Source organism: Castellaniella sp., from assembly GCF_049651205.1.
In the GTDB taxonomy this organism is placed as follows: domain Bacteria; phylum Pseudomonadota; class Gammaproteobacteria; order Burkholderiales; family Burkholderiaceae_B; genus Castellaniella.
In genome coordinates this window covers 43,253-63,946 of record NZ_JBASBR010000003.1, presented here as the reverse complement: position 1 = coordinate 63,946, position 20,694 = coordinate 43,253, and the positions used below count along the sequence as shown (strand labels likewise).

Annotated in this window: 20 protein-coding genes and 1 tRNA gene; 19 read left to right on the top strand and 2 right to left on the bottom strand. The window is 57.9% G+C overall.

Annotated features, from left to right (window positions below):
- Window positions 1-32 precede the first annotated feature (32 nt).
- From WA928_RS00795 to WA928_RS00735, 13 genes are all read left to right on the top strand, one after another.
- The gene (locus tag WA928_RS00795; RefSeq protein ID WP_424298332.1) at window positions 33-1,634 is read left to right on the top strand and encodes an ABC-F family ATPase; all 1,602 of its coding nucleotides are present in this window, start codon (window positions 33-35) and stop codon (window positions 1,632-1,634) included.
- Between the two features lie 37 nt (window positions 1,635-1,671).
- Window positions 1,672-2,274, top strand: a complete 603-nt coding sequence (locus WA928_RS00790; protein WP_424298330.1) for an IMPACT family protein — start codon at window positions 1,672-1,674, stop codon at window positions 2,272-2,274.
- Window positions 2,275-2,436: 162 nt separating this feature from the next.
- A complete protein-coding gene (locus tag WA928_RS00785) occupies window positions 2,437-3,405 on the top strand; it encodes a chemotaxis protein (protein WP_424298328.1) in 969 nt (322 codons plus the stop codon).
- Between the two features lie 108 nt (window positions 3,406-3,513).
- Window positions 3,514-4,695 (top strand): beta-ketothiolase BktB, encoded by a 1,182-nt coding sequence (gene bktB, locus WA928_RS00780; RefSeq protein ID WP_424298326.1) that lies wholly within the window; start codon window positions 3,514-3,516, stop codon window positions 4,693-4,695.
- A gap of 29 nt (window positions 4,696-4,724) precedes the next feature.
- Window positions 4,725-5,582, top strand: coding sequence for a spermidine synthase (locus WA928_RS00775; RefSeq protein WP_424298324.1), 858 nt, complete (start codon window positions 4,725-4,727; stop codon window positions 5,580-5,582).
- Window positions 5,583-5,639: 57 nt separating this feature from the next.
- Window positions 5,640-5,716 (top strand) — tRNA-Val (locus WA928_RS00770).
- Between the two features lie 206 nt (window positions 5,717-5,922).
- On the top strand, window positions 5,923-7,866 hold the full coding sequence (gene thrS / locus WA928_RS00765; RefSeq protein ID WP_424298322.1) for a threonine--tRNA ligase: 1,944 nt from the start codon (window positions 5,923-5,925) through the stop codon (window positions 7,864-7,866).
- Window positions 7,867-7,901: 35 nt separating this feature from the next.
- Window positions 7,902-8,444 (top strand): translation initiation factor IF-3, encoded by a 543-nt coding sequence (gene infC, locus WA928_RS00760; RefSeq protein ID WP_424298515.1) that lies wholly within the window; start codon window positions 7,902-7,904, stop codon window positions 8,442-8,444.
- 64 nt (window positions 8,445-8,508) lie between these two features.
- Window positions 8,509-9,474: a glutathione synthase gene (gshB, locus tag WA928_RS00755; RefSeq protein ID WP_424298512.1), complete on the top strand. Its 966-nt coding sequence runs from the start codon at window positions 8,509-8,511 to the stop codon at window positions 9,472-9,474.
- Window positions 9,471-9,884 (top strand): PTS sugar transporter subunit IIA, encoded by a 414-nt coding sequence (locus tag WA928_RS00750; RefSeq protein ID WP_424298320.1) that lies wholly within the window; start codon window positions 9,471-9,473, stop codon window positions 9,882-9,884. The genes gshB and WA928_RS00750 overlap by 4 nt, the downstream gene beginning before the upstream one ends.
- A 15-nt stretch (window positions 9,885-9,899) precedes the next feature.
- A complete protein-coding gene (locus WA928_RS00745; RefSeq protein WP_424298318.1) occupies window positions 9,900-10,169 on the top strand; it encodes an HPr family phosphocarrier protein in 270 nt (89 codons plus the stop codon).
- A 91-nt stretch (window positions 10,170-10,260) separates the two neighbouring features.
- Window positions 10,261-11,952 carry a phosphoenolpyruvate--protein phosphotransferase gene (gene ptsP, locus WA928_RS00740; RefSeq protein ID WP_424298509.1) on the top strand — a complete coding sequence of 564 codons (1,692 nt, stop codon included), beginning with the start codon at window positions 10,261-10,263 and terminating at the stop codon, window positions 11,950-11,952.
- A 272-nt stretch (window positions 11,953-12,224) separates the two neighbouring features.
- The gene (locus tag WA928_RS00735) at window positions 12,225-12,614 is read left to right on the top strand and encodes a hypothetical protein (RefSeq protein WP_350383175.1); all 390 of its coding nucleotides are present in this window, start codon (window positions 12,225-12,227) and stop codon (window positions 12,612-12,614) included.
- A gap of 99 nt (window positions 12,615-12,713) precedes the next feature.
- Here the strand turns inward: WA928_RS00735 and WA928_RS00730 are convergent, their stop codons facing one another.
- Together WA928_RS00730 and WA928_RS00725 are read right to left on the bottom strand one after the other, a co-directional pair.
- Window positions 12,714-13,946, bottom strand: a complete 1,233-nt coding sequence (locus WA928_RS00730; RefSeq protein ID WP_424298316.1) for an ammonium transporter — start codon at window positions 13,944-13,946, stop codon at window positions 12,714-12,716.
- A 21-nt stretch (window positions 13,947-13,967) separates the two neighbouring features.
- On the bottom strand, window positions 13,968-14,306 hold the full coding sequence (locus tag WA928_RS00725; RefSeq protein WP_424298314.1) for a P-II family nitrogen regulator: 339 nt from the start codon (window positions 14,304-14,306) through the stop codon (window positions 13,968-13,970).
- Window positions 14,307-14,587: 281 nt separating this feature from the next.
- On the opposite strand from WA928_RS00725, the gene WA928_RS00720 reads away from it, so the two are divergent.
- The 6 genes from WA928_RS00720 to pheT all read left to right on the top strand — a co-directional run bounded on the left by WA928_RS00720 (window position 14,588) and on the right by pheT (window position 20,686).
- Window positions 14,588-16,105 (top strand): YifB family Mg chelatase-like AAA ATPase, encoded by a 1,518-nt coding sequence (locus tag WA928_RS00720; protein ID WP_424298312.1) that lies wholly within the window; start codon window positions 14,588-14,590, stop codon window positions 16,103-16,105.
- A 38-nt stretch (window positions 16,106-16,143) separates the two neighbouring features.
- Window positions 16,144-16,407, top strand: a complete 264-nt coding sequence (locus WA928_RS00715; protein WP_424298310.1) for an accessory factor UbiK family protein — start codon at window positions 16,144-16,146, stop codon at window positions 16,405-16,407.
- 163 nt (window positions 16,408-16,570) lie between these two features.
- A complete protein-coding gene (rpmI, locus tag WA928_RS00710; RefSeq protein ID WP_298015901.1) occupies window positions 16,571-16,768 on the top strand; it encodes a 50S ribosomal protein L35 in 198 nt (65 codons plus the stop codon).
- 13 nt (window positions 16,769-16,781) lie between these two features.
- Window positions 16,782-17,141, top strand: coding sequence for a 50S ribosomal protein L20 (rplT, locus tag WA928_RS00705; RefSeq protein ID WP_350383166.1), 360 nt, complete (start codon window positions 16,782-16,784; stop codon window positions 17,139-17,141).
- 78 nt (window positions 17,142-17,219) lie between these two features.
- The gene (gene pheS / locus WA928_RS00700) at window positions 17,220-18,242 is read left to right on the top strand and encodes a phenylalanine--tRNA ligase subunit alpha (RefSeq protein WP_424298308.1); all 1,023 of its coding nucleotides are present in this window, start codon (window positions 17,220-17,222) and stop codon (window positions 18,240-18,242) included.
- A 38-nt stretch (window positions 18,243-18,280) separates the two neighbouring features.
- Window positions 18,281-20,686, top strand: coding sequence for a phenylalanine--tRNA ligase subunit beta (gene pheT, locus WA928_RS00695; RefSeq protein ID WP_424298306.1), 2,406 nt, complete (start codon window positions 18,281-18,283; stop codon window positions 20,684-20,686).
- The last annotated feature ends 8 nt before the right edge of the window (window positions 20,687-20,694 follow it).

Sequence of the window (20,694 nt, the reverse complement as noted above, 5' to 3'; positions counted from 1 at the left end):
TTATTTTGCTTTTTCCCTGGTGCACCCTAAACGTGATCTCTACCAACAATCTTACGATTCAATTCGGCAGTAAACCGCTATTCGAGAACGTCAGCGTCAAGTTTGGCGACGGCAACCGCTACGGCCTCATTGGCGCCAATGGCTCGGGTAAATCCACACTGATGAAAATCATTGGTGGAGACCTCGATGCTTCCTCCGGCAATGTGGCCCTGGATCCTGGCGTACGCCTGGGAAAACTGCGTCAGGATCAGTTCGCGTTCGAAGATCAGCGTGTGCTTGACGTCGTCATGATGGGGCACGTCGAGATGTGGCAGGCCATGACCGAACGTGATGCCATCTATGCCAACCTCGAAGCCACCGAGGACGATTACATGCGGGCGGCCGAGCTCGAAGGCAAGTTTGCCGAATACGACGGCTACACCGCAGAAGCCCGGGCCGGCGAGCTGTTATTGGGTCTTGAAATCCCGGTAGAGCAGCACCAGCTGCCTATGCGCGAAATTGCGCCGGGCTGGAAACTTCGCGTACTGTTGGCGCAAGCCCTGTTTTCAAATCCGGATGTACTGCTGCTGGATGAGCCCACCAATAACCTGGACATCAATACCATCCGCTGGCTGGAAACGGTGCTCAATGGTTATGACAGCACCATGATCATCATCAGCCACGACCGCCACTTCCTCAACGAGGTGTGCACGCACATGGCCGATCTGGATTATGGCGAGCTCCGGGTGTATCCGGGCAACTACGATGACTACATGCTTGCCTCCACTCAGGCTCGCGAGCGGCAGGTGGCTGCCAATGCCCGTGCCAAAGATCGCGTCAGCGAACTGCAGGATTTTGTGCGCCGCTTTGCCGCCAACAAATCCAAATCCCGCCAGGCAACGTCGCGGCTCAAGCAGATTGATCGCATCAAGGCCGAAACGGTTCAGGTCAAGCCGTCTTCGCGGCAAAACCCGTATATCCGCTTTGAGGTCAACAAGGTGTTGCATCGCCAGGCGGTTCACATCGAAGATCTCTCCAAGGCCTATGATCGCCCAATTATTCAGAACCTCAGCACCATGGTCGAGGCGGGTCAAAAAGTGGCCATCATTGGGGCTAACGGGGTGGGTAAAACCACATTATTGCGTCTGCTGGCAGGTAACCTGGCGCCAGACCAAGGCGTAGTCCGTTGGTCTGAAAACGCCGATATCGGCTATATGGCGCAAGACGTCTCCGACCAGTTTGATTCTGACCGCGACCTCTTTGACTGGATGACGGATTACCGTCAGCCGGGCGACGAGGACCAGTCGATCCGCTCTGTGCTTGGCCGCTTGCTGTTTTCGGGCGATGAAATTACCAAGGCTGTGCGCGTGCTGTCTGGTGGTGAGAAAAACCGCATGAGCTTTGGCCGTCTGATGCTGGGCCGCCATAACGTGATGCTGATGGACGAGCCCACCAATCACCTGGATATGGAGTCGATCGAATCCCTGCAATATGCGCTCGAGCAATATCAGGGCACGCTGGTGTTTGTGTCGCATGATCGCCAGTTTGTCTCCGGGCTGGCAACGCGCGTCATCGAAATTTTGCCCGATGGCAAGCTGAACGACTACCCCGGCACCTACGAAGACTACCTGGCCTCGCAAGGGATAGAGGTCTAGGCCTGCGCCAGGCCCGATGCCAGGCCACGGCCGCCACATGCCCAGTACTTTAACCGCGCCCAACCGCCACGAAACAGAGGTTCGTAAAAGCCGTTTTCTGGCGTTGGCCGCACCCATCGCTGATGCCCAGGCCGCCCAGGATTTTTTTGCGGCTCATCACGATGTCCAGGCAACGCATCATTGCTGGGCCTGGCAGTATGGTGACCAATATCGCTTCAATGATGACGGCGAACCCGGCGGCACCGCCGGGCGACCCATTTTGCAGGCCATTCAAGCGCAGGGTTGTGATCGGGTAGCGGTGCTGGTGATCCGCTGGTATGGCGGCATCAAGCTGGGTACAGGCGGCCTGATCCGGGCATATGGGGGTGCAGCCGCCGAATGCCTGCGCCTGGCTGATAAGGTTGAGCTGCGCGAGGAAACTCTGGTGTGTTGCACCTGCGCTTATGCGGAGATGGACCGGGTGCAGGCCCGTTTGCTGACTGCGGGGGTGCAGTTCGATACAGCGGAGTTTGATGCCTACGGCGTCACTTGGACGCTACGCTGCGCTCGCGCAGAGGCCTTGGCGATAGAAGCCTTGTATCGTGACCAAACCCGGGGACAGGGGCAATGGGACGTCATCTCGCAGCAGATCGGTACATAGGGTATTGCTGGGGCTCCGGGAATAGCGGCCTGATCCCTTGGGCGGCGGTATTTTAGCCCTGAATTAACCATTGTCAGTGCCTGTGTTAGACAGATTGGGCCGTTCGCAATCTCGTACACTGGCCGTTCAGATCGTTTTGATGTTTCAACAGGAAACCGGCACATGAGCGCCAGCCAACCCATGGTGGATGATTCTGCCAGCCTCACAGGCACTAACCGCTTCGAGCTTTTGTTGTTCAAGCTGGGCACCAATACCGAGTCCGGCCAGTCGGAGCTTTACGGGATCAATGTCCTGAAAGTGCGTGAGATCGTCACGATGCCCACCGTAACGGCAGTTGCGGGCTCGCCACGCTACTCCCTGGGTGTTGTCCAACTGCGCGATCAGGTCATTCCGGTCTTTGATCTCCCCGCGATCGTGGGCAGCAAGCTGTCTGCACCGCCGTCCTTGATGCTGGTTACCGAGTTTGGCCGCACGACCCAGGCCTTTACGGTCGAGTCTGTTGACGATATCGTGCGTCTAGATTGGAACCAGGTCATCTCCGCCGAGTCCACCGGTACGTCGCAAAGCCTGGTCAGCAGCATGGCCCGGTTGGATGGCGCGGGCGACAATTCGCGCCTGGCGCAAGTGCTGGATGTCGAGGCGATCCTGCAAAAAGTAACGCCCGAGAAAGATCGCCATCAGGTCAAGGAACAGGAAATTGGCGAGAAGCTTTCCATCCGGCCAGGTTCTATCGTGCTGGCGGCCGACGATTCCTTTGTGGCGCGTTCCTTGCTCGAACAGGCACTCAAGGCCATGCAGTTGCCTTTTGAGATGGTCAAATCGGGGCGTGAGGCCTGGGACAGGCTTAATGCACTCAAAAGTGAGGCAGACACCGAGGGAAAATCCATCCAGGACAAGGTCGGCCTGGTGCTGACAGACCTCGAAATGCCCGAGATGGATGGTTTCACGCTTACCCGCAATATCAAGCAGGACCCCCGCTTGCGGGCCTTGCCCGTGGTGATCCACTCGTCTCTGTCGGGCTCTGCCAACGAAGACCACGTGCGTAGTGTGGGGGCCGACGGCTATGTCGCCAAGTTCTCGGCAGCAGAGCTGGCAGCTGCCTTGCGCAAGGTGCTGCCAAGCAAAACCTGAACTCAATCAACCGCAGTCGGTGCCCTGCAAGGGGCATTTGCACAGGCGGGCCAATACGCTACCATGTCTCTTTATTGCTGCAACGCAGCACCCAACAGGAGACACAGCATGGAAGATATCGTAGTTATTCAGGCCTGCCGCACCGCGGTGGGTGATTTTGGCGGCGGCCTCAAAGACGTGGCACCCTGCGAACTGGGTACTTTGGTTGTTGGCGAGGTGCTGTCACGGGCGGGTGTCTCCGCCGAAGAGGTCGGCCATGTGGTGTTTGGTCATGTTATCAATACCGAGCCTCGCGATATGTATTTGTCGCGGGTGGCCGCGATCAATGCAGGAATTCCCCAGACAACTCCCGCCTTCAACGTCAATCGTTTGTGCGGCTCAGGTTTGCAGGCCATTGTGTCGGCGGCACAAGGCTTGATGCTGGGAGATGCCGAGGTAGCCATCGGCGCAGGCGCCGAAAGCATGAGCCGTGCGCCTTATATTGCAGCAGGCCAGCGCTGGGGCTCCCGGATGGGTGATTCTCGTCTGATCGACATGATGACCGGCGCCTTGTCGTGCCCCTTCGAAAAATATCACATGGGTGTGACGGCAGAAAACGTCGCCAAGAAATACGGCATCTCGCGCGAAGATCAGGATGCGCTGGCGCTCGAGTCTCATCACCGGGCAGAAAACGCTATTAAACAAGGCTATTTCAAGTCGCAGATCGTTCCAGTCAAACAAAAAACCCGCAAGGGCGAGGTCGTGTTTGATCAGGACGAGCACGTGCGTTTCGATGCTACTCCCGAAAGCTTCAGCAAGCTGCGCCCTGTGTTTGCCAAAGAAGACGGTACTGTCACAGCCGGCAATGCGTCGGGCTTGAACGACGGTGCGGCCGCAGTGTTGCTGATGACAGCCAGTGCCGCCAAAGCCCGGGGGCTCAAACCCATCGCGCGTCTGGTTTCCTACGGGCATGCCGGGGTTGATCCCCAATACATGGGCATTGGCCCAGTGCCGGCTACTCGGGCCGCCTTGCAACGTGCAGGTCTGACCCTTGATCAGATCGATGTGATTGAAGCCAACGAAGCATTTGCCGCCCAAGCGTGCGCCGTGTCGCGCGAACTGGGCTTTGATCCTGCCAAGGTCAACCCGAATGGCAGCGGGATCAGCCTGGGCCACCCCATTGGTGCCACCGGTGCCCTGATCACCGTCAAGGCCTTGCATGAGCTCGAGCGGGTGCAGGGGCGCCATGCCTTGGTTACCATGTGCATTGGTGGCGGGCAGGGCATTGCAGCCATCTTCGAACGTCTCTGATCACCGGTTCTTTTTATCGTTGCAACCCTATGGCTCACGCCCGCAAATCCCGCACCCGCCCGCAGTCGTCCTGGGAGGATGACGAGCCGACCCTGTCCGAGGAAGCCGGTATCCGGTTTCTTCACTTCAATTCAGAGTGGATCCAGGGGGCGATGCGGGTGGCCAGGCCGTCCGAACTGGTGCTCGCGTATACCCAGCAGATGATGGCCTGGCTCCTGTTTGTGCGGCCAGGCAGCCGTGATAATCTGGCCATTTTAGGGTTGGGTGCCGGTTCGCTCCTGCGGTTTTCTATGCGCCATACGCGCTCGGCAGTGGATACCGTCGAGCGCAATCCGGCAGTCACTGCGATGTGCCGGGCGTTTTTTCGCTTGCCGGCCCAGGAAAGATCTGTCATTCACCATACGGATGCGCTGGATTGGGTAGCGGATCCCACCCGGGCAGGGCACTACCGAGCCTTGATGGTGGATGTGTACGACAGCCATGCGCAGGGCCCGGTGTGCGATACGCCGGCGTTCTACCAGGATTGCTATCGTATCCTCGACGAGCCCGGCGTCATGACGGTCAATCTGTTTGGGCAGCATGCCAGCTTTGAGCGCAATCTGCAGGCCATCGACCGCGCATTCAACGGTCAGTTTGTATGCTTGCCGGAGGTGGACGAGGGTAATACCGTGGTTTTGGCATTCAAGGGCCATGTGCTGTCGGGCAGTGCACAAGACTTGATGGATCGTGCCGCTGCCCTTGAGACCGCAACCCGCTTGCCGGCACGGCGGTGGGCCCGCTCGCTCCTGTCGCAACTCGCCCAAACTGAAGCGGCATCAGGCAACCCGGCCAATGGCTTGGTAGCTTCTCAAGCGACCGGATCCCATCCCTCGGATGGCCCTCTGTAATCGCCCCAAGCCATTTGACAGCTCCAAAAATCACCCATACAATCTCGTTCTTTCTTCAGGCGGTTAGCTCAGTTGGTTAGAGCGCTACGTTGACATCGTAGAGGTCGCTGGTTCGAATCCAGTACTGCCTACCAGTATTTTCAAAGCCGCTGCTTTCTACAGGCAGCGGTTTTTGTTTTTCCAATCGTAAAAAGTTCTGATGTTTTAGTGGCTGATCCGTCGATGCAAATTGCTTGTTGGCAGCCTGATTGCTAAACTGATACAAGACCCTTCCTGCATGGCAATCTAAATTATTCCGACGCGGCGCAGGCCGCGTTTTGTATTTTCAGGACACATATTCATGGTTTGCATCACCTTACCCGACGGCTCACAGCGTGAGTTCGATCATGCGGTTTCTGTACTCGACGTTGCTCAGTCGATCGGAACCAGTCTGGGCAAGGCAGCATTGGGTGGCAAACTCACGACAAATGGCGAAACCCGCCTGGTGGATGTCAGTCACCAAATCGATCACGACGTAACTCTCAGCATCATTACCGAGAAAGATCCTGAAGGCCTGGACATGATCCGGCATTCCACGGCGCATTTGCTGGCTTATGCGGTAAAAACCTTGTTTCCGGATGCTCAGGTCACGATTGGCCCGGTGATCGATAACGGGTTTTACTATGACTTTTCGTACAAGCGGCCCTTTACCCCCGAAGACCTCGAAGCCATCGAGAAGAAAATGGCCGAGCTTGCCCGCCGTGATGAAACCGTGGTGCGTGAAGTCTGGGATCGTGATGAGGCCGTGGCCTTCTTCAAGAAAGTTGGCGAGGCCTACAAGGCAGAGATCATCGCGTCCATCCCCAGCAACGAGAAAATCAGCCTGTACCGCGAGGGCGATTTTATCGACCTCTGCCGCGGCCCCCACGTGCCTTCCACGGGGCGCCTCAAGGTTTTCAAGCTCATGAAAGTTGCCGGTGCCTACTGGCGCGGAGACAGCAACAACGAAATGCTGCAGCGCATCTATGGCACCGCCTGGACACGTCAGGCCGACCAAGACGCCTATCTGCACATGCTTGAGCAGGCCGAGCTTCGGGATCACCGCCGAATTGGCCGTGAGCTGGATCTGTTTCATTTCCAGGACGAAGCGCCCGGCCTGATTTTCTGGCACCCCAAAGGCTGGACTATCTGGCAGCAAGTCGAGCAATACATGCGTCAGGTGTACCAGGATAACGGCTACCAGGAAGTCAAGGCACCACAAATCCTCGATTTGTCGCTTTGGAAAAAGACAGGCCACTGGGATAATTATAAAGAAAACATGTTCACCACAGAGTCCGAAAACCGTGTGTACGGGCTCAAGCCAATGAACTGTCCCGGCCATGTGCAAATCTTTAATGCCGGGCTGCATTCTTATCGCGAACTTCCCCTGCGCTATGGCGAGTTTGGCCAGTGCCACCGCAACGAGCCCTCTGGTTCGCTGCACGGCATGATGCGCGTGCGCGGCTTTACCCAGGATGACGGCCACATTTTTTGTACCGAAGACCAACTGCAAGACGAGTGTGCGGCCTTTACCCGCTTGCTGCAAAAGGTGTATGCCGATTTTGGTTTTACCGAGATCCTTTATAAAGTGGCTACGCGCCCCGAGAAACGCATTGGCGCTGACGATGTCTGGGACAAGGCCGAAAAAGCCCTGATGGATAGTCTCGATCTGGCGCACTGCTCCTACGCGGTATCCGAAGGCGAGGGCGCGTTCTATGGCCCGAAGATCGAGTACACGCTCAAGGATGCCATCGGACGTCACTGGCAGTGCGGTACCATCCAGGTAGATTTTTCCATGCCTGCACGGCTTGGAGCCGAGTACGTGGATGCCCAGGATCAACGTCGCACGCCTGTGATGCTGCATCGTGCTATTTTGGGTTCCCTCGAGCGCTTTATCGGGATGCTGATCGAAAATCACGCGGGCGCATTGCCGGTTTGGCTGGCACCGCAGCACGCAGTGGTGTGCTGCATCTCCGAGGGTTCTGCCGATTATGCGGCGCAAGTTTCCAAAACCCTTGTTAAACAAGGATTTAGGGTGTCCTCCGATTTGCGTGGTGAAAAAATCACTCGTAAAATTCGAGAACACAGTTTGCAGAAGGTTCCGTATATCCTTGTTGTAGGCGACAAAGAGCGCGAATCTGGTATCGTTTCTGTGCGCGGGCGTGGCAAACTTGATTTAGGCACCATGCCGCTGGCCGATTTTGCGGCGCGCCTGCACCAGGAAATCGCCACCCGAGACCAAGGAGGGCAGTCAGGTCAGGCCTGATACCCTCGTTTTATTAATTTCCAGGAGTCCTTGACATCGCAACCGAAAAAAAACACCGCGTCAACGGTGAAATCCGTATCCACGAAGTCCGCCTGATTGGCATCGACAGCGAGCAATTGGGCGTTATGCGCACCAGCGAAGCGCTAGCGCTTGCAGAGCAAAACGACGTCGATCTCGTCGAAATCTCACCCACTGCCACGCCGCCCGTATGCCGGCTGATGGATTACGGCAAGTTTAAATACCAAGAACAAAAGCGCCAGGCCGAGGCCCGTGCGCGTCAAAAAACAATACAAGTCAAAGAAGTCAAATTCCGTCCCGGTACCGATGAAGGCGACTACCAAGTCAAGCTGCGCAATTTGCGCCGCTTCATCGAAGACGGCGACAAGGCCAAGGTTACGCTGCGCTTTCGTGGCCGCGAAATGGCTCACCAAGAGCTCGGCATGCGTGTCCTCGAACGCGTGCGTGACGATCTCGGTGATCTCGTCCAGGTTGAAGCCATGCCCAAACTCGAAGGCCGGCAAATGGTCATGGTGCTGGCACCGCGCCGTAAGGCAGGCAAACAGGGTGATGCAGCCTGATCTTCTTTTCTGATCGGCCCGGCGTCGGTGTCGGGTCGATCTGCTTCACATGGATAATGTTGTCATGCATGTGCTGTTTGTCATTGATCCGCTCCCCGGCCTGAAAGCCTGGAAGGATTCCTCTGTGGCCATCATGCGCAGTCTTGCTGCGCAAGGCCACCGCTTCAGTTTTGCCTTACAGGCTGATCTTTTTATTGATCAGGGACGGGTGCGGGTGGCGGCTACCGGTATGCAACTGCGGCCTGATGCTGATTGGCGTGGTCATAACTGGTGGATCCAGGATGATGCCGCGGTTGATACCGACCTGACCGACTTTGATGCGGTTCTGATGCGTAAGGATCCGCCCTTCGATATGGAGTACATCTACTCCACGCATCTGTTTGATTATGCTCAGGCACAGGGCGCGCGCGTGTTTAACACGGGTGCTGCGATTCGCAATCACCCCGAAAAGCTCGCCATTACAGAGTTTGCGCAGTACACCACGCCAACACTGGTCAGCCGCGATATGGTTCGTTTGCGGGCCTTTCATGCCCAGCAGGGTGATGTCATCGTCAAGCCGCTGGACGGCATGGGCGGCACTGGGATCTTCCGCCTGCAGCCCCAAGAGCCCAATCTGGGCACCATCCTCGAAACCCTTACCGAGATGGGCACTCGCACCATCATGGCGCAGCGCTATATTCCCGAAATCGTCGATGGCGATAAGCGCATTCTCATCATTGGTGGCGAACCTGTGCCGTTTGCCCTGGCTCGCTTGCCACTCCAAGGAGAAACGCGGGGTAATCTGGCCGCCGGCGGACGCGGGGTTGCACAGCCTTTGTCGGCCCACGACCTCGCTCTCGCCCAGGCAGTTGCGGATCACCTGGCGTCGCGGGGGCTCCTCTTGATTGGCCTGGATGTGATCGGCGACTACATTACCGAAATCAACGTCACCAGCCCCACATGCTTTGTCGAGATTACTGAACAAACAGGCTTTGATGTCGCTGGCCGGTTCGTACAGGCGCTGCAGCAGGCGGTGGGCTCCAGCGTATGAAAACCCGTATCGCCTTGGTGATGCATCAGCCGCTGGGTTCAGCGTTTCAGTCCTGCGCCCAGCATGTGCTGGGTCGGGTGCCTGATCTCCAGGTGTTCGATATTCAACCGGATTCACCCCCCGATCAGCACGCGGATCACCTGTTGGCGTGGATTCACTCTGGCGAGGTGGACCAACCCATATTGCTGCTCAGCGACCTCTACGGTGCAACGCCTTTCAACATCGCGGCCCAGGCACTGCGCCAGGCGCTCGAAGAAGGCTATATCATTCACCTATTGACGGGCACAAATGCCTGCATGGTGCTCAAAGCCTTGACCGACCAGCAGGACAACCCGGAATCCCTCAGCGAACGCGTGCGACAGGGGGCGTTACGCGGGATAGTCAACGCAGATCCCCCTCCCGACTGCTAGTTAGGAGTTTTGCCCATGCCATCAATGGATCTGGTGATTTCCAATAAACTTGGCTTGCATGCGCGCGCGGCGGCAAAGCTTACCCAGCTGGCAGGCCGCTTCGTCAGCGACGTATTTATTTCGCGTGGCGCACAGCGCGTCAACGCAAAAAGCATCATGGGTGTCATGATGCTGGCCGCCGGGCTTGGAGTTACCGTGCGTATTGATGCCAGTGGTGCCGATGAGCAGCAGGCGCTCAAGGATATCCGGGCTTTGTTCGAGAGCAAGTTTGGAGAGGCCGAATGATCATTGACAGGATGATCGGCCAGATTTGCCCATGAGCGGGTCAGAGCCAGACTCCGGGCTGTCCTCGACACTTTGTTTGTATGGGCAAGGTGTGGTGCGTGGTTATGCCATTGGCCGCGCAGTTGTCATGAGTGCCGCTGCGCTCGAAGTTGCTCACTACCGGATAGCTGACGAAGACATCACTGCCGAAAAAAAGCGGCTGTGCGCGGCAGTAAACAGCGCGGTCCAAGAGCTCCAGCAGATGGTAGACACGCTGCCACTGGACGCGCCCCGTGAGCTGAGTGTGCTGCTTTCAGTGCATGCCATGCTGTTGCAGGATCCCATGCTGGTGCAGTCAGTCTGCCAACTGATCGACGAGCGCCAGTACAACGCCGAATGGGCGCTGACTACTCAGGGGCAATCGCTGGCAGAGCAATTTGCCCAAGTGGAAGACGCCTATCTGCGCGAGCGCGGTGCCGATGTCCGACAAGTGATCGAGCGGGTTCTCCGGGTACTGTCAGGTACCGCATCGTGGCTGCCCAATCTGGACGGTGTGGATATTGATGGCAGCCTGATTGTTGTGGCGCGCGATATTTCACCCCCGGACATGATGCGACTGCGCAGCGGCAAGTTTGGCGCTTTTCTCACCGATCTGGGTGGCGCAACCTCACACACCGCCATCGTCGCACGCAGCATGAACGTGCCGGCCGTGGTGGGCATGGGGACAGTGCGTGCTTTGGTACGCGATGGCGATATTTTGATCGTCGATGGTGTCAACGGGATGGTGCTGGTCAATCCTTCCCCAACAATCTTGCGCGAGTACCACGAGCGGCAAGCGGCGTTCTTGCGTGAGCGTGACGAGCTCAAAGGCTTGCGTTTTGCACCGGCCATAACGCTTGATGGTGTACAGGTGCGGATGGAAGCCAATATCGAGCTGCCCGAAGAAGCTGCCGATGCATTGGCGGCAGGTGCCGAGGGTATTGGTCTGTTTCGCAGCGAGTTCCTCTTTATGGGACGAGCCGAGTTGCCCGACGAAGATGAGCAATATGCTGCCTATGCATCGGTAGTACGGGCAATGGGCGGTCGGCCGGTGACCATCCGTACGCTTGATATCGGCGCTGATAAGACACTGGATGGCGAGGCGACGGTCGCGACCAATCCCGCCCTGGGATTGCGTGCCATTCGCTATTGTCTGGCCAACCCGGAGCTCTTCAACATTCAGTTGCGCGCACTGCTGCGGGCAGCGGTGCATGGTCCGGTGCGGGTGCTGATCCCCATGGTGTCGCATATGCACGAAGTCGTGGCTGTGCGGCGCGCGTTGGCGCGTGCAGCCGAAGAGCTGAGTGACGCAGGAATCTCCCACGAAACCAGGGTGCAACTGGGTGCCATGGTCGAGATCCCTGCGATGGCCATTGCCATCGAGCCCTTTGCGGAGACGCTCGACTTTCTTTCGATTGGCACCAACGATCTCATCCAGTATGTATTGGCCATTGATCGGGGCGACAAGGATGTGTCATCGCTGTACGACCCCATGCACCCGGCCGTCTTGCGGCTTATTGCGCACACGATCAATGCAGGCGAGCGCGTTGGCAAGCCTGTGTCCGTCTGCGGCGAGATGGCTGGTGACGTGCGGGTGACACGTATGCTGCTGGGCTTGGGGCTGACCGGTTTCTCCATGCACCCGCAGCAGTTGCTGGACGTCAAAAAAGAGATTCGCAAGGCGCATTCCAATGCTTTACGCGTCAAGGTGGCCTCTGCACTGAATCGAGCAGCGCGCATCGATCTAAGTACCTTGTCAGCCTGAATTTCTTTCTATGGCCTTATTTGCCCGGTATTTGCATCGGGTCTTTTGTGTCCAGTTGTTGGCTGCGCCAGAGCCGCCTGTGTGCCCACTTGCTGCGTTTCTCCCTTGGGTGTCCAAATCAAAACCTGTGTTTTGCCTGGCGCCGCCTGCAATGGCTGTTTACATGTCAGGGTTTACCCTTTATTCAAGGTCGATAGAATTGTAACTAGCCCGGCTGTTACAGTCCGGTCTTTAAAAAAATTCCGTCGATGGAAACTGGAAAAGGGAAGATCATGAATACAATGCGCAAAACGCTTACCATGGCCGCAGTCGTCGCTTCAATGGGCCTGCTGGCGGCTTGCTCCAAGAGTGACGAACCCGCAGCACCCCCGGCTGCGCCGGTTCCGTCCACAGCCCCCACGCCAGCCCCTGTGCCGCCAGCCACTCAAGAACCCTCTACAACGCCTCAGTCGTCCCAGGATTCCTCCTCCCAGACTGATAAGCCTACGTTGGAAGAGCAGATCAAGCAGTCTGGCGAGGATGCAAAGACCAAGGCAGAGGAACTCGGCGACAAGATGGGTGAGGCTGCCACCGACGCCCGTGATGCAATCAAGGAAGGTGCTGAAAAGGCTGATGGGGCGATTCAGGGCGCCGTGGGTAGCGGCACTGACAGCAGCAAATAAGTCTGCTTGGCCATTATGTATGGCCAGAGGATAGTCAACGAAAAAGGGCGCTCAAGCGCCCTTTTTCGTGAACATGAAGATTTGCCGCGGAGCGCGTCTCTAGGCCATGGGGTAAGCGTTCTCTCCGTGATCGCTTTGATCCATACCGACACTTTCCTGGTCGGCGGATGCCCGCAAACCGATCAGGCCGTTGGCCACAAATACAGCCAGTGCGGCAACAACGCCAGCCCAAATGATGCTGATAACGACCGCTTCTGTCTGCAGCCATGTCTGCCACAGTATGGACAGGGCGCCGGCGGGGCCTGCTCCCCCCAGGCTGCTCGACTGGAATATGCCGGTCAGCAGGGCACCGACGATGCCGCCCACCGCGTGGATGCCAAAGACATCAAAGGCATCGTCAACGCCCAGGAGGCGCTTGAGTCCGTTGACGCCATAGAAGGCCGCCCAGGCCGCCAGTGCGCCGATCACCAGGGCACCGCTGGGTGCAACCAGCCCAGCGGCCGGGGTGATGCCGACCAGGCCGGCAATCGCACCCGAGACGGCTCCCAGCAAAGATGCCTTGCCTCTTAAGACACGCTCGATCAGTAGCCAGACCAGCACACCGCAGACGGCTGCCATCATCGTATTGACCACGGCAAGCACGGCTTGCTCGTTGGCAGCAAGTGCCGATCCGCCATTAAAGCCAAACCAGCCGATCCAGAGAAGTGCGGCACCAGTCAGGTTGAAAGGAAGATTGTGGGGAGGCATCGCCTGGCGGCCATAACCTTGGCGGGGGCCCACCAGATGGGCAGCAACCAGACCTGCAGTGCCTGCGCTGATGTGCACAACAGTGCCGCCTGCGAAGTCGAGTGCGCCACGCAGATGCAACCAGCCATTGGGTGCCCAGACCATGTGGGCAATGGGTAGGTAGGCGAGTGTGAACCAGATGCCGGTAAACAGCATCATGGCGCCAAAGCGGGTACGCTCGGCGATACTGCCCGTAATCAGGCCGCAGGTGATTGCTGCAAATGCACCCTGAAATAGCGCAAACAGCAGCTCAGGAATCGTGCCGCTCAGGGGCAGGGTGGTGCTTGCGCCCGGGACATAGAGCCCGGCCAGACCCAGATGTGTCAGACCGCCCAGGATGCCAGAGCCCGGCGCAAAGGCCAGTGAGTAACCGTAAGCAAACCAGAGCACCATGGCCAGTGCACAGGCCCCCAGTGTTTGGCTCATTACCGACAGCACATGGCGTCCGCGGGCCAGCCCACCGTAGAACAGCGCCAGGCCGGGGACGCACATCAGCCAGACCAGAAGGGTACTTACCAGTACCCAGACAACATCGCTTTTATCCATTTTTGCAGGTTCCGGTATGGTTCAAAGGGCGGATTCGCCGGCTTCACCCGTGCGAATCCGTACAGTGTGTTCGAGGGGTGTGACAAAAATTTTGCCGTCACCAATCTTGCCGGTGCGTGCTGCCTGGCACACACATTCAATCGTCAGTTCAAGCTGTTCGTCAGACACAGCAATCTGAATCTGCAATTTGGGTAAAAAGCTGACCTGATATTCAGCGCCTCGATAGAGCTCTGTATGACCTTTCTGCCTTCCGAAGCCGCGAGCTTCGGTCACTGTCATGCCCTGAATCCCGGCTGCTGTCAGGGCGGCGTACACCTCGTCCAGCTTGAAGGGTTTGATGATGGCGGTGATGAGTTTCATGAGTCTTCCTTGTTTATCTGGCAGTGCCTACATAGCAAAAGGCGTGCCAACACATTGCCGTGTTGGATGCGTCATGAACTTGCACGTGTTGGGGCAGGGACACGCGATTGGGAAAGGTGAAATTTGCGTGTTGTCGCAAAGCGCGATATGCCTCGCGATGGTGCAAGGAGAAGAGGGGTGTGCACCCGTTTGGTGCAGGACAGAATGAGCCTGTTCCAATGCCCGGTGGTGGCTGGGGCCCGTATAGTTTGGGGCAATGATAAGGATGGGGGAGATGAGCAATGTCGCTTGCTGTGCTGGCCGGTCGGGCCATGTTTGGGCTTCAGGTCAGGCCTGTCCAGGTAGAGGTGCATGTCGGCTGTGGTCTGCCTGCTTTTTCGATTGTGGGTTTGCCTGGCGCCGGCGTTCGAGAAAGCCGGGATCGGGTTCGATCTGCCATCCTTAGCTGCGGCTTTGAGTTTCCATCCGGCCGGATTACCGTCAATCTGGCACCGGCAGATTTGCCCAAAGACTCTGGCCGCTTCGACCTCCCGATTGCAGTGGGGATTCTGTTGGCTTCCGGCCAGATCGACCGGCCACCCTCGGGTGCCACAGAGATGTCGCACTATGTCTTGGCGGGTGAGCTGTCCCTGACCGGCGCGCTGATGGCCGAGCGGGCGGCGCTGGCCATTGCCCTGGCGCTTGCGCGCGAAGATCACGAAGCGGTTCTGATCCTTGCGCCGCCTGCTGCGGGTATTGCGGCTCTGGTGCCCGGTCTGTGTGTACTTCAGGCCCAAAGTCTGGAAGAGGTTGTGGCGCATATGGCCGGTCGGCAACCGCTATTGGTTGCGACGCCTGCTGCTTTGCCGCTTGCTTCCAGCCAGTTGGCTTGCATGAGCGAAGTGCGCGGTCAGGCGCTGGCACGCCAGGCCCTGGAAATCGCCGCCGCTGGCGGCCACAGTGTGCTGTTCTGTGGGCCGCCGGGCGTGGGCAAAAGCATGTTGGCGCAGCGTTTACCCGGTTTGCTGCCGCCGCTTACCCAGACGCAGGCACTGGAGGTCGCGGCGGTTCAGGGGCTGGTATCCATACAGCAAGGCCTAAGCGCCGCGCCCCCCTTCAGGGCACCACATCATGGGGCGTCCACGGCTGCGTTGGTGGGAGGTGGTGCACATCCCCGCCCGGGAGAAATCAGTCTGGCGCATCATGGTGTGCTGTTTTTGGATGAGCTTCCCGAGTTTGATCGCCGGGCACTGGAAGCCTTGCGCGAACCCCTGGAAACAGGCTCGGTAACAGTGGCACGGGCTGCAGGCAGTTACCGCTTTCCGGCTCGATTTCAGCTTCTGGCTGCCATGAATCCATGTCCGTGTGGTTGGTACGGCCATCCACGGCGTGTGTGCCGCTGTCCTCAGGAGCGCATCCTGAAGTATCGTGCTCAGGTGTCGGGCCCCTTGCTCGACCGGATCGATTTGCATGTGACGCTGGCTGCCGAGAAAGCCTGGCACGAGCTACCGGCTGGAGAGTCTTCGGAAGCCGTTCGGGTGCGTGTATTGGCGGCCCACCAGCGGCAGTTGCAACGCCAAGGTTGCCTCAATGCCCGGCTTGAGGCAACCAGCTTGCTGGCCAATGTTCAACTGGATGATGCAGCCCGCGCATTGCTGGCAGAGGTTATCCAACGCCTGGGCTGGTCTGCGCGGGCAAGCCAGCGGGCTTTGCGGGTGGCCCGTACACTGGCCGACCTGGATGGGCTTGAGCAACCTCGATTGCAGCACGTGGCACAAGCGGTGCAATTTCGTCCCTCGTCAGATGATGTCAGTGCGTAAACCGTTAAAATAGACGCTTTACCTGCAGGAGGACCCTCATGATCGCTCCCAATCAGTGGCTGGACGACTTTCAAAAAAACGTGTCCGACATGCTGGCCAAGACACCGGCGGCCGACATCGAGCGCAACATGAAAGCGCTGATGGCACAAACCTTTGCCCGCATGGATCTCATCACGCGCGAAGAGTTCGACATACAAGCTGCCCTTCTTGCGCGTGCCCTTGATCGCGTGCAAGTACTCGAATCCCGTGTGCAGGCACTTGAACAAGCGCAAACGGGCGCCGGGTTAGACAAAACCCAGTAAATCATTCTATAATCAAGGGCTTTTCCATACTTCAATTATGGAAAACAAGCCCGTTCGTGCACGTTGCGCATGGCGGGTTTTCAGCAGATTGCGGATACCGGGTTGGACAAGTGCCTCGATATGTCGGGCCACCTGAATTCGCAAAGTCAACAGAGTAATCGTCATGCCCAAGATGAAGAGCAAAAAAGGCGCGTCCAAGCGCTTTAAGGTGCGCGGCAGTGGTTCCATCAAGCGCGGCCAAGCTTTCAAACGTCATATCCTGACAAAGAAAACCACGAAAAATAAGCGTCAGCTGCGTGGTTCGGCTGCTGTCCATGAAACAAATATCGCCTCCGTAAAGGCGATGTTGCCTTTCGCCTGATCGGAGATACCTCATGCCTCGCGTCAAACGCGGCGTCACAGCTCGTGCACGCCATAAAAAAGTTCTTAAAGCCGCCAAAGGCTACCGCGGTCGCCGCGGTAATGTATTCCGGGTTGCCAAGCAGGCGGTCATGCGTGCAGGCCAATACGCCTACCGCGATCGCCGCAACAAAAAGCGCACGTTCCGTGCACTGTGGATTGCCCGTATCAATGCAGGTTGCCGAGAGCTCGGCGTTACCTACAGCGTGTTCATTGCTGGCCTGAAAAAAGCCTCCATCGAACTCGACCGCAAGGTGCTGGCCGATATGGCTGTCAACGACAAAGCTGGTTTTGCTGCCGTCGTGGCTCAGGCAAAATCCGCACTGGCCGCCTGATTAAAACAGTTTCGTTATCGATTCTGTCTCATCGCAAACGGAGCTCATTTGGGCTCCGTTTGTGTTTTGGAAGAAGCTATGGACACGACGCTCGACGAGTTGATTTCGCACGCCAGGGCGCGCTTTGCGCAAGCCGCAGACGCTGCGACCCTCGAAAATGAAAAAGCTGCCTTTTTGGGCAAGCAAGGCTCTTTAACCGCATTGCTCAAGGGGCTTGCAGGTCTTCAGGGCGACGAAAAACGCAGTCGCGGCGCCGAGATCAATCAAGCCAAGCAGCGGGTGGAGCAACTGCTCAACGCGCGCCGGGCCGAGATCGCCCAGGCAGCGCTCAACCAGCGCCTGACGGCCGAAACCATCGATGTCACATTGCCTGGCAGAGGGCGCGGCACCGGGGGCGTTCATCCGGTCATTCGTACCTGGCAGCGGGTCGAGCAGATTTTCCGCTCGATTGGTTTCGATGTGGCTGATGGCCCCGAAATCGAAAACGATTGGACCAATTTCACCTCGCTCAACAATCCTGAAAACCACCCTGCACGTTCGATGCAGGATACGTTTTATGTGGATATGCAAGACAATACGGGCTTGCCGCTGGTGCTGCGTACGCACACCAGCCCGATGCAGGTACGCTACGCGCGGATGAACAAGCCGCCCATCAAGGTCATCGCACCGGGCCGCACCTATCGGGTTGACAGCGATGCCACGCACTCGCCAATGTTTCATCAGGTTGAAGGCCTGTGGATCGCAGAGGACATTTCCTTTGCAGACCTCAAAGGCGTGTACACCAATTTTCTGCGTGCTTTCTTTGAAACCGAGGATCTCACATTACGGTTTCGACCCTCATTTTTCCCGTTCACCGAGCCATCCGCCGAGATCGACATGATGTTTACCTCAGGCCCCAATCAAGGCCGGTGGCTTGAAATCTCCGGTTCCGGGCAGGTGCACCCACAAGTCGTGCGCAATTTCGGGCTGGATCCCGAACGCTATATCGGCTTTGCCTTTGGCTCCGGGCTCGAGCGCCTCACGATGCTGCGTTACGGCGTCAATGATCTTCGCCAGTTCTTTGAGGGCGATCTGCGCTTCCTGCGTCAATTCAATCTCTGATATCCCAGTCTCTGCACTGAGCGAAACGGAACCGAATCATGCAATTTCCAGAATCATGGCTGCGTAGCTGGGCCAATCCCGATATTGACAGCCAGACCTTGTCTCATCGCCTCACTATGGCAGGCCTTGAGGTAGAAGACGCTGAGCCCTATGCGCCGGCATTTTCCGGTGTGGTAGTGGCAAAAATCGAATCTATCGAGCCGCACCCCAATGCCGACAAGCTGCGGGTGTGCCAGGTCAACGACGGTTCGGGCACCTTGCTGCAGATTGTTTGCGGGGCGCCCAATGCCGCAGCGGGTCTTACCGTGCCTTTGGCACAGGTGGGGGCGTGCTTGCCAGGGGGCATGACGATAGGCCCGGTCAAAATGCGCGGGCTCGAGTCGCACGGGATGCTGTGCTCGGCACGCGAGCTTGGCCTGTCGCAAGATCACGCGGGCTTGCTCGAGCTCTCAGACCAACTGAAAGCCGGTGCTGATCTGCGCACGGCACTGGAGCTCGACGATACGATCTTCACGATCAAACTGACACCCAACCGGGCTGATTGCCTGTCCATACAGGGCGTCGCACGCGAGGTTGCCGCGCTGACGGGGTGTGCGCTGCATCAGCCCGAGGTACCTGTTGTGCCAGTAATGCTGCAAGACCGTCTTGCAGTAACCGTGCAAGCTCCTGATCTTTGCGGCCGTTTTGCGGGCCGTATCGTCCGCGGCGTCAATGCCCGGGCCGCTACCCCCGAGTGGATGAAAACCCGCCTCGAGCGTGCCGGCCAACGCTCGGTGTCGGCGCTGGTGGATATCTCCAACTACGTGATGCTGGAGCTTGGACGGCCCACGCACGTGTTCGATTTGAGTAGTATTCAGGGTGGGCTGACCGTGCGTTGGGCGCATGAGGGCGAGTCGCTGGAACTCCTTAATGGCCAGACCGTCACTTTGTCTCGGGATGTCGGTGTGATTGACGCAGGCCATGGCCCCGAAAGTCTGGCCGGCATTATGGGTGGGCAAGCCTCTGCCGTCACCTTGGACACAACAGACGTGTTTCTTGAGGGTGCCTTCTGGTGGCCTAAAGCCATCATGGGGCTTACGCGTCGCTACAAGCTGACATCCGAAGCCGCTCACCGCTTCGAGCGCGGTGTGGATTTTTCCACGATTCCTGCACATCTGGACATCATGACGCAGTTGATTCTGGATATCTGCGGTGGCCAGGCTGGGCCGCTCGACGACCAGATCATCCAATTGCCCAAGCGTGAGCCCGTGACGCTGCGGCTGTCCCGATGTGTTCGGGTTTTGGGTGTGACACTCGACAGCCAGCAAGTGGCTGATGTATTTACCCGGCTGGGCTTCGAATTTACGCACAATGACGACGTTTTTCAGGTGACGCCGCCTGCCGCCCGTTTTGATCTGGAAATTGAAGAAGATTTGATCGAAGAAGTGGCACGCATTTACGGCTTCGACCAAATTCCTGATCTACCCCCCGTTGCCCCGGCTCGTATGCGGGCGGTGCCAGAAACCCTTTATGGCCCGCATGCCATGCGTGCTGCCATGGCGGGGCTGGATTTCCAGGAAGTGATCAACTTCTCTTTTGTGGAAGAAGCCTGGGAGCAAAACTATTGCGGCAATGACCAACCCATTCGCCTGCTGAACCCCATCGCCAGCCAGCTGGCCGTGATGCGTTCCAGTTTGATCGGTGGTTTATTGGCCAATATCGCCCACAATGCCAAGCATAAACAGAACCGCGTGCGTGTGTTCGAGCTTGGCCGCGTGTTTGCGCGCGATGGCTCCGTGGTTGATGGCGATCTCGCGGTGGCTGGTGTATCCCAGCCCACCCGGCTGGCAGCGGCTGCGTGGGGGCCTGCCGTGCCCGAACAATGGGCCGTCCCAGATCGTGCAGTCGACTTTTTCGACCTCAAGCGCGACCTCGAATCCTTGCTGGGTGCCCGTGCAAGCGGCTTGCGCTGCGTGGCCGCCAGCCACCCTGCCTTGCATCCTGGCCGTAGCGCACAATTGCTGCTGGACGGACTGGCCCTGGGTTGGTTGGGTGAGGTGCATCCACGCTGGGCGCAGGCACTGGATCTGCCTCACGCGCCGGTGGTGTTCGAAATTGATGCCGACACTATTGCGCGGCGAGTATTTCCCACCCCTCAAAACCTGTCGCGACAGCCTGTGGTGGTCCGCGATTTGGCCATCTGGGTAGATGCGGATCAACCCTGGCAGTCTTTGCTTGATACACTTGAGCATCAGATTGCGTCGGATGCCGCCCTATCGGTGGTTAAAGACATTAAACTGTTTGACATCTGGCGCGACACGTCTTCGGGCAAGCAGCGTAGCTTGGCCTTGCGTTTCTGGTTTCAGGGCCAGGATGCCACTCTCGAAGAAGCCCAGATCGAACATTGCATGCATAGCCTCACAGAGGCTCTGTCCCGCCAGCACGGGGCCCGTTTGCGTACATAGGAGACTTG